The sequence below is a fragment of the Cellulosimicrobium sp. TH-20 genome, assembly GCF_002105775.1.
GTDB classification, from domain to species: Bacteria; Actinomycetota; Actinomycetes; order Actinomycetales; family Cellulomonadaceae; genus Cellulosimicrobium; species Cellulosimicrobium funkei.
Genome location: NZ_CP020857.1, coordinates 505,913 through 519,798 on the forward strand (window position 1 = coordinate 505,913; position 13,886 = coordinate 519,798).

The following is a 13,886-nucleotide window of genomic DNA, read 5'->3' on the forward strand; positions in this document are numbered from 1 at the left end:
TGTCGTCCTGACGCTCAGAACGACAGCAACCCCGTGGTCGGCGGGGGTCAGTACGTGCCGGGTGCTGCCGCGCGTCCGGCCTGTCGGCCGAGCGAGCGGATCTGGACGCCGAACGCGATGAGCATGACGCCCCAGACGATCGCGAAGAGCGCGAGCAGCCACACGATGGACACCAGGCCGGCGTTGACGTTGAACAGCACGAGCAGACCGAAGACGATGCCGAGCAGGCCGGCGACGACGCCCCAGCCCCACCCGCTCCCGGGCACCTTGCGCAGGTCGAGGCTCGCGACCGTCTGGAACAGGCCGTAGACCACGGCCCAGAACCCGACGATCCAGGTGAGCACGATCGCGGTCTTGCCCGGCCAGACGAGCAGCACGACGCCGACCGCGAGGCTCAGGACGCCCATCGTCACGAGCAGCGCGGTGCCGCTGCCCGTGCCGCGGCGCCGGATGCCCTCGACGATCTCGACGATGCCGTCGACGACGGCGAAGATGCCGATCACCCAGATGACGACGGCCGCCGTCTTGTCCGGCCACGCGAGCGCGATGATGCCGAAGAGGATGGCGAGCACGCCGCGGATCACCGGCCAGTACCAGACCTGCTTCGCGGTGCGCGAGAAGGCGGTGAGGATCGGGTCCTGGATCGTCATGGTCACTCCCCTGCCGAGGTGACGGGCCGGCTCCCGACGGCCTGGGCCCGGGCGCCTCCCGCTTCGCCTCCATGGAACACCCGGCGGTGCCGCGTGTCGCGGCGAACCGCGCGTCTCGCCCGTACGGGGTGACCCGGGCAGCGGGGGGTCGCGTCGCTCAGGCGCGCGCGGGGTGCGGCGCGAGGGCGGGCGAGGGCGCGCGGCGTCGTCGGCCTCGCCAGACGACGAGCGCCGCGAGCGCGAGCACGCCGGCGAACGCGAGGACGGGCCCGGCGAAGAATGGCCCGATCCGCTTCTCGGCGACCACGGCGTACGTCGGGGTGAAGGCGACGTCCGCGGCGGCGGGGGCGAAGGAGAAGTCGGAGACGATCTGCGTCGCCGGCTCGGTGAACACCTGCTCGTGGGCCGTGACGAAGCCGCCGGCGGCGAGCAGCGCCGCGAGCTCCTCCGACGCGACGTCCGCCGGGTCGAGGCGGCCGGCGAAGCGCACGGTCGGCTCGTGCGCCTCGGCGGTCGGGTCGACGCGGTCGACGCGGTGGTCGGCCAGGACGTACGTGCGCGTGCTCTGGGTGTCCTCCGCGACGGCCGACATGCGCATGGGGTAGACGAGCGAGCCGCTCGGGAACGTGACCCGGAGCGGCTGGAGCGTGCCGTCGAACGCGGCGGCCTCCTCGGGCGCGAGCCGGGCCGCGACGAACGACCAGCCCTCGCCGACGTAGGGGGCGAGGGCCGTCCGGATCGTCTCGGGGAGCTGGAACCCGCGCTCGGTGAGCCAGGCGTCGAGCGCGCCCGTGTCGGTCGCGCCGAGCGTCGTGACGTCGAGCGGCCCGAGGCGGACCTCGTCGAGCACCGTGACGCCCGCGCCCGCCACGGCGTCCGCGCCGCTCCCGAAACCGAGCTCGGGCCACCACCGGGTGTCGGAGACGACGGCGCGCGGCCGGGTGAGCTCGTCGAGCTCGCGGAACACCTGCGGGTCGGCGAGCGCGACCTCGGCGGGTGCGGGCGTGGGCAGCAGCAGGCCGACCTCGGGCGCGTTCGACAGCGTGGAGAGCTCGACGAGCATCGTCTCGGTGGTCCCGTCCCACTGGAGGACCGCGGTCTCGTGGGAGACCGCCGTGTCGTACGCGGGCCCGTCGACGAGGCCGCCGCACGCGCACGCGCCCGCGGGTGGCGCCGCGACGACGCCCGTCCCCGCGAGCGCGACCGACACCACCGCCACGCGCAGCGCGCGTCGTGCTCCGGCTCCCCTGCCCATGCTTGGGAGGGTAGGTGCGTGCCCGGGGCACCGCGCGGCGGGTGCCGAATCGTGATGCCGTCGTGACGGCGTCGTGACCGGCCGTCAGCCGACGGCGGCGCTCACCCCGAGGTGCACGACGACGCCCAGCACCAGGGCCCAGGCGGCGACGGCCACGACGCCCCACGTGAAGACGCGGGCGCGCGGGGCCCCGAACCCGACCATCGCCGCGGCGGTGACGTGGCTCGGCAGGAGCAGCGGCCCGAGGAGGCTGACGCCGGGCACGCCGTAGCGGTCGAACACCTGCCGCATCCGCTGGCGCTTGGGCGTGGTCTCGACGGTCCGTCCGCGCGTGATCCCGCTGCGCGCGGCGCCGATGACCCAGACGACCAGGGCGAGCGCGATCGCGTTGCCGACGATCGCGACCGGGATGGCGACGAACGGGTTGACGCCCGCCACGACCCCGAGGACCGCCGCGCCCTCGGCCTCGACGTAGGGGATCGCGCCGGCGAGCAGGACCCCGACCCAGCGCAGGAAGGGCGGCAGGCCCTGCGTGAGGTCCTGGAGCCCGGTGACGATGTCGGTCATGGTGCGCCTCTCGTTGGTGATGCCTCCAGCCTCGCGGCGGCACGGCGCCTGCGGCAGTGCGGCCCGTCACCGGACGGGGTGGAGTCCTCACCCGACGGGCATGACACGTGTCATGGGCTCGAAGGGGATCGTCGACCCTCCCGACGGATACCTCACGGGGGTATGATGGGGCGTACCCTGACGGGGTATCACCGCCGCACCACCCGCGCGGCGGGCGCGCTACCGCGTCCTGGACGAGGAGGAGAGCATGACCGACACGACCGAGGCGACGGCCGTCGAGCAGGAGCAGGCGGTCCACACCGGTCCGCACGGCTACGCGTCCGACAAGGAGGCGTACCTCAAGCGCATGCGCCGCATCGAGGGCCAGGTGCGCGGCATCGCCCGCATGATCGACGAGGACGTCTACTGCATCGACATCCTCACGCAGGTCTCCGCCGTCACCAAGGCGCTCCAGGCCGTGAGCATCGGCCTCGTCGAGGACCACCTGGGCCACTGCGTCGTGGACGCGGCCCGCCAGTCCGAGGCGGAGGGCGCGGCCAAGGTCAAGGAGGCCGCCGACGCCATCGCCCGCCTCGTCCGCAGCTGACCACCCCACCACCCGAGGAGCACCATGAGCACCGTCACGACCCTGGGCGTCACCGGCATGACCTGCGGCAACTGCGTCGCCCACGTCACGAAGGACCTCGAGGCCGTCGCCGGCGTCGAGAACGTGAGCGTCGAGCTCCGCGTCGGCAGCACGTCCGAGGTCACGGTCTTCTCCGACGACCCGCTCGACGAGGCCGCGCTGCGCGAGGCCGTCGACGAGGCCGGGTACGAGGTCGCGTCGGTCGAGGTCCAGCAGGACGCGCTCGCCGCCCAGTACGCCGAGCAGGCGGCCGACAAGCAGGAGGCGCACGACTGCGCGTGCGGCTGCGGCACCGAGCCTGCCGCCGACGCCGCCCCCGCGACGAAGACGTACGACCTCCAGGTCCCGCCCCGCGCCTGACCGTCCCCGGTCCGCACCTCCCGGTGCCCGACGGCGGGACGCGCCTCGACCGCACGAGGCCGCGACCGTCGTCGGGCACCCCGGGTCCCGGTCGCCACCGCGACCCCGACCCCCGCGCGCACCAGCAGCGCCGCGCCCGCCGCGACGGCCACCACGCCGGACGACCGCGGCGACCTCGCCCCGCACCCCGTCGAGGAGCCCCACCGATGACCGCACAGCCCGCGCCCACGTCGACCGCCGCACCCGGCGGAGCCGCGGAGGCCCGGCCCGTCGCCGAGGTCGACCTCGCGATCGGCGGCATGACGTGCGCGTCGTGCGTCGCGCGCGTCGAGAAGCGCCTCAACCGCGTCGAGGGCGTCACGGCGACGGTCAACCTCCCGCTGGAGACCGCGCACGTCGTCCTCGCGGCCGACGTCACCGACGCCGACCTCGTCGAGGCCGTCGAGAAGGCCGGCTACACGGCCCGCGTCACGACCCGCCGCGCAGCCGCCGCGACCGAGCAGGGCGCTCCCCCGGCGGACCAGGGCGAGACGACCGCCGAGGCGGCGGCGCGGCCGGAGGACCCGGAGGCGGGCCCGCGCACCCCCGCCGACGACCCCGCCACCGAGCCGGCCCCCGCCACCGGGCCTGCCCGCGCCGCCGGGCCTGACCGCGGCACCGCCGCACCCGACGACGGCGCCGCCCCGACCGACCGGGGCGTCGTGCTGGCGCAGCGCCTGCGCGTCGCGGCGGTGCTCACCGTGCCGGTCGTCGCGCTGTCGATGGTCCCGGCGCTGCAGTTCACCGGCTGGCAGTGGGTCGTCGCGGCGCTCTCGCTGCCCGTCGTCACGTGGGCCGCGTGGCCGTTCCACGCGGCGGCGTTCCGCGCGGCCCGGCACGGCGCGTCGACGATGGACACGCTCGTGTCGCTCGGCGTGGTCGCCGCGACGCTCTGGTCGCTGTGGGCGCTGCTGCTGGGCGGCGCGGGCGAGCTCGGGATGCGCATGGAGCCGACGCTCGTCCCGTCGCGCGGCCACGCGGGCGCCGCTCCCGAGCTCTACTTCGAGGTCGCGGCCGTCGTGACGACGTTCCTGCTCGCGGGCCGGTACGCCGAGCACCGCTCGAAGCGGCGCGCGGGCGACGCGCTGCGGTCGCTGCTCGCGCTGGGCGCGAAGGACGCGGAGCGCATCCTGCTCGCCCCCGACGGCACCCCGCGCACCGGGCCCGACGGCGCGCGCGTCACCGAGCGCGTGCCCGTCGCCGACCTCGCGGTGGGCGACGTGTTCCTCGTGCGGCCGGGCGACAAGGTCGCGACGGACGGCGTCGTGCTCGAGGGGTCGAGCGCGGTCGACACGTCGCTGCTCACGGGCGAGCCGGTGCCGGTCGACGTCGGCCCCGGCGACGCCGTGACCGGCGCGACGGTGAACGCGGCGGGCGCGCTCCTGGTGCGGGCGACGCGCGTGGGCGAGGAGACGACGCTCGCGCAGATCGGCCGCCTCGTCACGCAGGCCCAGACGGGCAAGGCACCGGTGCAGCGGCTCGCGGACCGCATCTCCGCGGTGTTCGTGCCGGTCGTGCTCGTGCTCGCGGTGGGGACCCTGGCCGCGTGGCTCCTCGCGGGCGCCGGGACGCAGCTCGCGTTCACCGCCGCGGTCGCGGTCCTCATCATCGCGTGCCCGTGCGCGCTGGGGCTCGCGACGCCGACGGCCCTGCTCGTCGGCACGGGCCGGGGCGCGCAGCTCGGCGTCCTCATCAAGGGCCCGGAGATCCTCGAGTCGACGCGCCGCGTCGACACGGTGGTGCTCGACAAGACGGGCACGGTCACCCAGGGCGCGATGGCGCTCGAGGCGGTCGTCACGCCGTCGGGCCGCGCGCCGCTCGACCGGCTCGTGGCCGCCGACCCGACGGCCGCGGACGCGCGCGACGCCCTGCGGCACGCGGGCGCGGTCGAGGCCCTGAGCGAGCACCCGATCGCCCGCGCGATCACCGCGGCCGCGCGCGACCTGCCCGCGGGCGCCCCGGCGCCGGACGACGGCCCCCGGGTCGGGGCCGACGGCGTCGCGGTGGGCTCGCTGCAGGCGTTCGACTTCCGCAGCGCCCCGGGCGGCGGGGTCGAGGCCGTCGTCCGGACCGCGCACTCGGGTCTCTCGCTGGGCGCCGACGGGGCGGGGCTCACCGCGCGCCGGGTGCTCGTCGGACAGCCCGCGTGGCTCGCGCGCGAGGGAGTGACCCCGGAGCCGGCCCTCGACGACGCGTTCGCGGCGGCCGAGGCGTCGGGGGCGAGCGCCGTCGTCGTCGCGTGGGACGGCCGGGCGCGCGCCGTGCTCGTGCTGCGCGACCCGGTGAAGCCCACGTCGGCCGAGGCCGTGCGCGAGCTCCGGGAGCTCGGCCTGCGGCCCTACCTGCTCACGGGCGACGGCGAGGGCGCGGCCCTCGAGGCGGCGCGCGCCGTCGGCATCGGGGAGACGGACGTCGTCGCGCGCGTCCTCCCCGACGAGAAGGTCGACGTCGTGGCCCGGCTCCAGCGCGAGGGGCGCGTCGTCGCGATGGTCGGGGACGGCGTGAACGACGCCGCCGCGCTCGCGACGGCCGACCTCGGGCTCGCGATGGGGACCGGCACCGACGTCGCGATCGAGGCGAGCGACCTCACGCTCGTCCGCGGCGACCTGCGCAGCGCGGCGACCGCGATCCGGCTGTCGCGCCGCACGCTGCGCGTCATCCAGCAGAACCTCTTCTGGGCCTTCGCGTACAACGTGGCGGCGATCCCGCTCGCGGCGGCCGGCCTGCTCAACCCGATGATCGCGGGCGCGGCGATGGCCGCGAGCTCGGTGCTCGTCGTCGGCAACTCCCTCCGTCTCCGCCGCGCTGCCTGACGCCCGGCACCCGCCCCGGAACCGACACCGCCGAGCACGGGGACGGCGACCGGAACCGCTCGGATCCGGTCGCTGATCCCGTGCTCGGCGGGAGGGGTGGGGGTCAGAGTGAGGGTCAGCGGAAGCGGCGGCCCTCGTCGCGACGGTAGGCGCCGACCGCGAGGACGGCGAACAGCACCGTCCAGCCCAGGAGCACGAACCACGCCGCGCCGTACGCCGGCTCGCCCGTGAGGGCCTGGACGAGCAGGTCGCGGCCCGCGCGGGTCGGGGTGGCCTTCGAGATCGCGTCGAGCCAGTCGGGGAAGAGGAACGGCGGCAGGAACAGGCCGCCCGCGAACGCGAGCGGGAAGAGGATCACCTGCACGACCGGGAGCGCCGCCTTCGCCGACAGCGAGTAGCCGATCGCCATGCCGAGCAGCACGAACGGCACGGACACGAGCAGCACCGTCCCGACGCCCGCGAGGAGCTGGGTCGCGGTGACGCTCGCGTCGGTGAACAGCCAGCCGATGAGGATGAGCGGCACGAGGCCGAACAGCGAGAAGATCCCGCCGCTGAGCACGCGCGCCGCCATGCGCGGCGCGGGCCCCGCGGGCAGCGTGCGGACGAACGGGTCGAACGGCAGCTGCCGGTCCTCCGCGACGCCGAGCCCGTACGTGAACAGGCTCGCCGAGCAGATCGCGAACAGACCGAGCGACGCGACGGCCATGGTCGCCGCCACCGGGTCCTGGGCCACGGCCTTCTGCGGCACGACGAAGAAGAACATCGCGAGCGCGGGGAACAGCAGGTTGCCGAGCACCGCGACGGGCACGCGCACGGTCTCGAGGAACTGGTACTTGAGGTGCAGCCACGTGAGGCGCAGCGGCCCGGGCAGCGCCGCCGTCCGCGGGGTGGTGGTCGTGGTGGTCATCGGGCCCGTGCCTCCGTCGTCGGGGCCGCGCCGCGCGCGACCATCTGCTCGAACGCCTCCTCGAGGCTCGCGCCCCGGATCTCGAGGTCGTGGAAGTCGACGCCCGAGGTGACGAGCTCGCGCACGAGCGCGTCGGCGTCGGGCGTGTACAGCTCCTGGCGGCCGTCGCCGAGGCGGTCGGCCCGCACGACGCCCGGCCGGTCGCGCAAGTCGACGGCCGACCCGACGACGACGCGCCGCAGGGACACGCGCCGCAGGATCGCGTCGAGCGAGTCGTCGGCCTTCACGACGCCCTGGTCGATGACGACGACGCGCTGCGCGAGCGCCTGCACCTCCTCGAGGTAGTGGCTCGTGAGCAGCACCGTCCCGCCGCCGGCGTGGTACGCGCGGATCGCGTCCCACAGCGCCTGCCGCGCGCCGACGTCGAGCCCCGTCGTCGGCTCGTCGAGCAGCACGACGCGCGGGCGGCCCACGAGCGAGAGCGCGACGGCGAGGCGGCGCTTCTGCCCGCCGGACATCGCGCCCGTCTGGCGGCCCGCGAGCTCGGTGAGGTCGAACTGCTCGAGCAGCTCCGCCGTCGGGACCGGGTCGGGGTAGTGGCCGCCGACGAAGTCCACGACCTCCCGCACCTTGAGCGTCGCGGGCAGTCCCGTCTCCTGCGGCGTGAGGCCGAGGCCGACGCGGCTGCGGGCGTCGCGCGGGTCGCCCCCGAGGAGCCGCACCGTCCCGGAGTCGGGCCGTCGCTGCCCGCTGACCAGGGACAGCAGCGTCGACTTCCCGGCGCCGTTCGGGCCGAGCAGCCCGACGAGCTCGCCGCCCCCGACGGTGAGGGAGACGTCGTCGAGCGCGACGACCGCACCGAAGCGACGCGTCACGCGGTCGACGGCGACCACGGGCGGGGTGCGGTCCGTGCCCGACGGCGCGGGCTCGGCTCGGGCGGTCCGGACCGGGCCGGTGCGCGGGGCGCGCTCGGTGCGCTCGTCGCTCATGGTCGGGCTCCCTTCAGGAGGGCGTCGAGGGCGGTCGTGTAGTCCTCGAAGGCGACGCGACCGCGGGCGGTGAGGGACAGGTAGGTGGCGGGCGTGCGGCCCTCGTGCGTCTTGGTGACGGTTACGTAGCCGGCGTCCTCGAGCTTGCGCAGGTGCGTCGAGAGGTTGCCCGCGGTCATGTCGAGGAGCTTCTGGAGCTTGGGGAAGGACAGCTCGTCGCCCGTCGGGAGGGTGGCGAGCGTCGCGACCACGCGCAGCCGCGCGGGCGCGTGGATGACGGGGTCGAGCTCGGTCTCAGGCATCGGCCGCACCCTCCGCCGGCCGGGCGGGCACGGGGCGGGCCGCGCGGCGCCGTCGTCGGACGCGCACGACCTGCTCGATCGCGGCCATGACGAGGAAGCCGCCGCCGCCCGCGAGCGCCATGACGAGGTAGGTGAGCGGCAGCCCGGCGAACGTCGCGACGGCCGCGGTGAGGAGAATCCAGACGCCGAGGACGAACAGCCCGCGGTCGCCGAACGCGGCCGCGCCGCCGAGGTAGAGGAGGCCGACGACGACGCACGCGAACGCGTTGCTCGCGAGCGCCATGACCTCCTCGGACGCCCCGGCGCGGGCCAGCCCGCCGAGCACGAGGGCGAAGCAGACGAACCCGAGCATCCACGACCACCCGTACATCGCCCCGGTGCGGGCGCTCACGCCGCGCGTCCCGGCGGTGCGCGTGACGCTGTGGACGATCGTGAACGCGACGGCGGCCGCGATGAGGCTGAAGAAGACCCAGAAGGCCCACGGCTCGGGCTGGGCGCCCATGACCTGACCGGCGCCGCTCGTGACGCGGACCGTCGCGGTCCCGTCCGCGACCCGGACTGCGCTCGTCCACAGGCACAGGTAGCCGACGAGCCACGCGACGCCCCACGCGAGGAACAGCAGCCGGGAGTCGGGCTCGGTCGCCTGGCGCGCGCGCTCCTGCTGCTCGCGGATGAGGCGGAGCGTCTCGGCGGCGCCGAGGGACGGCTCGTCGGGCTCGCCGACGGCTCCGTCGTGGACGGCGTCGCCGTGGTCGGTCGTCATGGTGGCCTCTCGGTGGTGCGGGTCGTTCCGGAAACTACTTTGCACTGCAAACCTGTTTGTAGATTCCCACACGCGGGCGCCGTCGCGCAAGGCCCCGCGGGACGGATGGCGGCACAGCTCAGAAATGTGATATCACTTTGCTATACACGACGCGACCCCGCCGCAGGAGAGGACGACCACCGTGACCGAGAGCGCAGCACCCCCGCAGGAGTCCGTCGGCGGCGAACCGACCGGCCGCCCCGTCGGTCACGACGGCACGCGCGTCGACGTCACCGAGCGGCCCGCCTGGTCCCTCGGAGCGGGCGGCGCGGCCGCCGTCATCGCGCTGAGCATCGTCCTGCTCCTCGGCGGCACGGGGCTCGTCGTGGCCGCCGCGGCGGAGGCCGGCAACCCCGCCGTGCTCATCACGCTCGGCGTCCTGGCGTTCCTCGCGGGCGTGCTCGTCCCGACCGGCGTCGCCGTCATCAACCCCGGCGAGACGGTCGTCGTCCAGTTCTTCGGCCGCTACCTCGGCACCGTCCGCACCACGGGCCTCGTCGCGACGGTGCCGCTCAGCACCCGCCGCCGCGTGTCCGTGCGCGTCCGGAACTTCGAGACGAGCGAGCTCAAGGTCAACGACGCCGACGGCAACCCCATCAACATCGCCGCGATCGTCGTCTGGCAGGTCGCCGACACCGCCAAGGCGTCGTTCGCGGTCGAGGACTACGACGACTTCGTCGTGGTCCAGGCCGAGTCCGCGCTGCGCCACGTCGCGATGTCCCACCCCTACGACGACGCCGAGGCCGGCGAGGAGTCGCTGCGCGGCGCGACTGAGGTCGTCTCGGCCGAGATCGCGGCCGAGGTCGCGGAGCGCGTCGTCGTGGCGGGCGTCGAGGTCATCGAGGCCCGCATCTCCAACCTCGCCTATGCGCCCGAGATCGCGCAGGCGATGCTCCAGCGCCAGCAGGCCGGGGCGATCATCGCGGCCCGCTCGCGCATCGTCGAGGGCGCGGTGTCCATGGTCGAGGACGCCCTGTCCCGCCTCGAGGCCGAGGACATCGTCACGCTCGACGACGAGCGCCGCGCGACGATGGTCTCGAACCTCCTCGTGGTGCTCTGCGGCGACAGCCGCGTGACGCCCGTCGTCAACACGGGGTCCCTGTACCAGTGACGCCCGTCGGGCCCACGCCGCCCGAGAAGCGCGACGCGCCCGACGACGGCGACCAGCCGTCGTCGGGCCGCGGCGTGCCCGCGGACGGGCAGCAGGCCACGCCGGAGGGCGACGCGCCCTCGCCGGGCGAGCAGGCGTCGTCGGGCACGGGCACAGCCCCCGACGCGGGTGCAGACGCGACCACGGGCACGGGCCGAGCGCAGCGGCCGCAGCGCAAGTCGGTCCTCCTGCGCCTCGACCCCGCCGTGCACGACGCCCTCGCCCGCTGGGCCGGCGACGACCTGCGCAGCGTCAACGCGCAGATCGAGATGCTCCTGCGCCGAGCGCTCGACGACGCGGGCCGCCTCCCCCGCGACGTCCGCCCACCCCGCCGCCCGGGCCGCCCACCTCGCCCATAACTCCCCACCCGCCGAGCACCGGGTCCGCGACCGCTCTCGTCTCGATCCGGTCCCGGATCGCGTGCTCGCGGGGCGCTCCGACCGTGGTCGGTGGACAGGTTTCGTCCAGGAGGCACCGAGGTGGCTTTCGGTGAGCGGTGCTATAACCGGACCGTGCCCGACCTGACCGCTCCCGGCTCCCCCGCCGCGCCCGTGCCCGGCCCGACGGCCGCCGTCGTCCCCGGCACCGCCGACGGCGCTCCCGCGCGCCCGGACCGCGCCACGCGCCGTCGTATCGGCGCGGAGATCTGGATCGTGCTCGGGCTCAGCCTCGGCAAGTCGGCGGTCTACGCGATCATCAACATCGTCGCGCGGCTCACCGCCGGGACCCCGCTCGGCGAGCAGTCCGCGAGCCTCAACGTGAGCCGGTCGGCCCGCCCGTACCTCGACCTCGCCTACCAGCTCGTCGGGATCTTCTTCGCCCTGCTGCCCGTCGCGCTCGCGCTCTACCTGCTCAGCGCGCGCGGCCGCTCCGCCGTCCGCGCCATCGGGCTCGACGGCGCCCGGCCCCTGCGCGACGTCGGCTGGGGGTTCGCGCTCGCCGCGGCCATCGGCATCCCCGGCCTGGGGTTCTACGCGCTCGGCCGTGTCCTCGGCATCACGGTCGAGGTGCAGGCGTCGGCGCTCAACGCCGCGTGGTGGACGGTGCCCGTGCTCATCCTCGCCGCGCTGCAGAACGGCCTGCTCGAGGAGGTCATCGCGGTCGGCTACCTGTTCGAGCGCACGCGCGACCTCGGCTGGGGCCGCGTGAAGTTCGTCGTGTGGAGCTCGCTCCTGCGCGGGTCCTACCACCTGTACCAGGGCTTCGGGCCGTTCGTGGGGAACGTCGTCATGGGCGTCGTGTTCTCGTGGTTCTACACGTCCCGCTGGGGCCGGCACCGCGTCATGCCGCTCGTGATCGCGCACACCCTGCTCGACGTCGTCGCGTTCGTCGGGTACGCGCTGCTCCCCCTGGAGTGGAAGCAGTCCCTGGGCCTCGCCTGACGCCGCCCGCCGAGGGAGAGCCCAGGTCGTCCGGAGCAGAGCCCCGGCCTCCTCCATGGACCAGGGCTCTCCCCCGGCAGACCAGGGCTCTACCTCGCCAGACCGCGGCTCTACCCCACGGGACCACGGCTCTACCTCGGCGGGCCACGGCTCTCCCCCGACGGGCCGGGGCGTCAGGCGCCGCGGAGGGCGCGGAGCTGCTCGCGGCGCTCCGCCTGGAGCACCGGGTCCGGGACGGGCAGGGACGCGAGGAGACGCTGCGTGTACTCCTCGCGCGGGCTGCCCAGCACCTCGGCGCCCGTGCCCTCCTCGACCAGCCGCCCGCGATAGAGCACCGCGATGCGGTCGGACAGCAGGTCCACGACGGCGAGGTCGTGGGACACGAACAGGCTCGCGAAGCCGAGCTCGCGCTGGAGCTCGGCGAACAGCTCGAGCACGCGCGCCTGCACGGAGACGTCGAGCGCCGACGTCGGCTCGTCGGCCACGAGCAGCTCCGGGTCGAGCGCGAGGGCCCGGGCGAGCGACGCGCGCTGGCGCTGCCCGCCGGAGAGCTCGTGCGGGAACCGGTCGCCGTACGACCGCGGGAGCTGCACCGCCTCCAGGAGCTCGTCGACGCGCCCGCGCGCCGCCTGGGGCGACTCCGCGCGCCCGTGCACGACGAGCGGCTCCGCGACGCAGTCCGCGATCGTGAGCAGCGGGTTGAAGCTCGTCGCGGGGTCCTGGAACACGAACCCGATGCGCGGCCGCACGGGGCGCAGCTCGCGTTCCCTCACGCCGTTCATCTCGACGCCGAGCACGCGCAGCGACCCGCCCGTCACCCGGGTGAGGCCGGCGACGGCGCGCGCGAACGTCGTCTTGCCGGAGCCGGACTCGCCCACGAGGCCGAGCACCTCGCCGGGCCGGATGGTGAGCGAGACGTCGTCGACCGCGGTGAAGCCGGGACGGCGCAGGCGGCCCGGGTAGGTGACGGTCAGTCCCTGCGCCGCCACCACGGGCTCCGCGTCCGCCCATCCGACGTCGCGGGCCGACGCGCGGGCCTCGGCCCGCGCGGTCCCCTCGCCGACGCGCGGCACCGAGTCGAGCAGCGCGCGCGTGTACGCGGCCTGCGGGGCGGCGAAGAGCTCGCGCGCGGGCGCCTGCTCGACGACCTTCCCCTGGTACATGACCGCGACCCGGTCGGCGAGGTCCGCGACGACGCCCATGTTGTGCGTGATGAGCACGATGGCCGTGCCGAACTCGTCGCGGCACCGGCGCAGGAGGTCGAGGATCTCGGCCTGGACGGTCACGTCGAGCGCGGTCGTGGGCTCGTCCGCGACGATGAGCCCCGGGTCGAGCACGAGGGCCATGGCGATGACGATGCGCTGCTTCTGCCCGCCGGAGAACTGGTGCGGGTAGTGGTCGACGCGCGTCTCCGGGTCGGGGATGCCGACGCGCCGCAGCACGTCGACCGCGCGCCGGCGCGCCTCGCGCCGCGACACCTTCGTGTGCGCGCGGATGCCCTCGACGATCTGCCAGCCCACCGTGTACACCGGGTTGAGCGCGGCGGACGGCTCCTGGAAGACCATCGCGACGTCGGTCCCGCGGACCTGGCGCAGCCGCTCCCCGCCCAGCGTCACGACGTCGTGGTCGGCCGTCCCGGCCTTGTTCGTCAGCACGACGGCGCCGCGCGCCGTCGCGGTCGACGGCAGCAGGCCGAGGATCGTCTTCGCGGTCACCGTCTTGCCGGACCCGGACTCGCCGACGACGGCCAGCACCTCCCCGGGTGCGACCTCCAGGTCGACGCCGTCGACGGCGCGCACGGCCCCGGCGTCGGTCGCGAACGACACCGCGAGGTCGCGGATCGTCACGACGGGGCGTGCGGCGTCACCGCTCTCGCGGCGGGTCGTCTCGGTCACGGCGCTCATCGCCGGTCCTCCGTCTCGTCGTGGGGCGCGTCCGCCGGAGCAGGCGCAGGACCGGCCGCGGGGCCCGCCGCCGGACCTGTCGGAGGGCCGTCGTCCGCCGTGCCGCCGGGCCGCCCGTCGAGCCCGACGGCGTCGGGGTCG

At 75.3% G+C, this 13,886-nt stretch carries 14 protein-coding genes; 6 read left to right on the forward strand and 8 right to left on the reverse strand.

Translation table 11 applies throughout. From position 1 onward, the window contains the following. Window positions 1-47: 47 nt before the first annotated feature. The 3 genes from B8281_RS02245 to B8281_RS02255 all read right to left on the reverse strand — a co-directional run bounded on the left by B8281_RS02245 (window position 48) and on the right by B8281_RS02255 (window position 2,472). Complete coding sequence (locus B8281_RS02245; RefSeq protein WP_085386778.1) at window positions 48-650, reverse strand: HdeD family acid-resistance protein; 603 nt, start codon at window positions 648-650, stop codon at window positions 48-50. A gap of 157 nt (window positions 651-807) precedes the next feature. Continuing rightward, complete coding sequence (locus tag B8281_RS02250; protein ID WP_085386779.1) at window positions 808-1,905, reverse strand: DUF2330 domain-containing protein; 1,098 nt, start codon at window positions 1,903-1,905, stop codon at window positions 808-810. A gap of 84 nt (window positions 1,906-1,989) precedes the next feature. Then, window positions 1,990-2,472: a hypothetical protein gene (locus B8281_RS02255; RefSeq protein ID WP_021483345.1), complete on the reverse strand. Its 483-nt coding sequence runs from the start codon at window positions 2,470-2,472 to the stop codon at window positions 1,990-1,992. A 247-nt stretch (window positions 2,473-2,719) separates the two neighbouring features. Here B8281_RS02255 and B8281_RS02260 point away from each other — a divergent pair, with 247 nt between their 5' ends. The 3 genes from B8281_RS02260 to B8281_RS02270 all read left to right on the forward strand — a co-directional run bounded on the left by B8281_RS02260 (window position 2,720) and on the right by B8281_RS02270 (window position 6,309). After that, complete coding sequence (locus B8281_RS02260) at window positions 2,720-3,058, forward strand: metal-sensitive transcriptional regulator (RefSeq protein ID WP_021483344.1); 339 nt, start codon at window positions 2,720-2,722, stop codon at window positions 3,056-3,058. Between the two features lie 24 nt (window positions 3,059-3,082). Next, window positions 3,083-3,457, forward strand: coding sequence for a heavy-metal-associated domain-containing protein (locus tag B8281_RS02265; protein ID WP_021483343.1), 375 nt, complete (start codon window positions 3,083-3,085; stop codon window positions 3,455-3,457). A gap of 206 nt (window positions 3,458-3,663) precedes the next feature. After that, window positions 3,664-6,309 carry a cation-translocating P-type ATPase gene (locus B8281_RS02270; RefSeq protein WP_085386780.1) on the forward strand — a complete coding sequence of 882 codons (2,646 nt, stop codon included), beginning with the start codon at window positions 3,664-3,666 and terminating at the stop codon, window positions 6,307-6,309. 115 nt (window positions 6,310-6,424) lie between these two features. Here the strand turns inward: B8281_RS02270 and B8281_RS02275 are convergent, their stop codons facing one another. From B8281_RS02275 to B8281_RS02290, 4 genes are read right to left on the reverse strand one after another with little or no spacing between them, the layout of a single operon-like run. After that, a complete protein-coding gene (locus tag B8281_RS02275; RefSeq protein ID WP_085386781.1) occupies window positions 6,425-7,216 on the reverse strand; it encodes an ABC transporter permease in 792 nt (263 codons plus the stop codon). Then, window positions 7,213-8,205: an ABC transporter ATP-binding protein gene (locus B8281_RS02280; protein WP_085386782.1), complete on the reverse strand. Its 993-nt coding sequence runs from the start codon at window positions 8,203-8,205 to the stop codon at window positions 7,213-7,215. Before B8281_RS02280 ends, B8281_RS02275 begins: the two co-directional genes overlap by 4 nt. After that, complete coding sequence (locus tag B8281_RS02285) at window positions 8,202-8,507, reverse strand: transcriptional regulator (protein WP_021482836.1); 306 nt, start codon at window positions 8,505-8,507, stop codon at window positions 8,202-8,204. Before B8281_RS02285 ends, B8281_RS02280 begins: the two co-directional genes overlap by 4 nt. Continuing rightward, window positions 8,500-9,270, reverse strand: a complete 771-nt coding sequence (locus B8281_RS02290; RefSeq protein ID WP_085386783.1) for a hypothetical protein — start codon at window positions 9,268-9,270, stop codon at window positions 8,500-8,502. Before B8281_RS02290 ends, B8281_RS02285 begins: the two co-directional genes overlap by 8 nt. 181 nt (window positions 9,271-9,451) lie before the next feature. On the opposite strand from B8281_RS02290, the gene B8281_RS02295 reads away from it, so the two are divergent. The 3 genes from B8281_RS02295 to B8281_RS02305 all read left to right on the forward strand — a co-directional run bounded on the left by B8281_RS02295 (window position 9,452) and on the right by B8281_RS02305 (window position 11,841). After that, the gene (locus B8281_RS02295; protein WP_021482834.1) at window positions 9,452-10,420 is read left to right on the forward strand and encodes an SPFH domain-containing protein; all 969 of its coding nucleotides are present in this window, start codon (window positions 9,452-9,454) and stop codon (window positions 10,418-10,420) included. After that, window positions 10,417-10,818 carry a hypothetical protein gene (locus B8281_RS02300; RefSeq protein ID WP_085386784.1) on the forward strand — a complete coding sequence of 134 codons (402 nt, stop codon included), beginning with the start codon at window positions 10,417-10,419 and terminating at the stop codon, window positions 10,816-10,818. The genes B8281_RS02295 and B8281_RS02300 overlap by 4 nt, the downstream gene beginning before the upstream one ends. 162 nt (window positions 10,819-10,980) lie before the next feature. Then, window positions 10,981-11,841: a CPBP family intramembrane glutamic endopeptidase gene (locus tag B8281_RS02305; RefSeq protein WP_369824961.1), complete on the forward strand. Its 861-nt coding sequence runs from the start codon at window positions 10,981-10,983 to the stop codon at window positions 11,839-11,841. Window positions 11,842-12,014: 173 nt separating this feature from the next. Here B8281_RS02305 and B8281_RS02310 read toward each other — a convergent pair whose 3' ends face one another. Beyond that, a complete protein-coding gene (locus B8281_RS02310; protein WP_051028173.1) occupies window positions 12,015-13,745 on the reverse strand; it encodes an ABC transporter ATP-binding protein in 1,731 nt (576 codons plus the stop codon). Window positions 13,746-13,886: the final 141 nt, after the last annotated feature.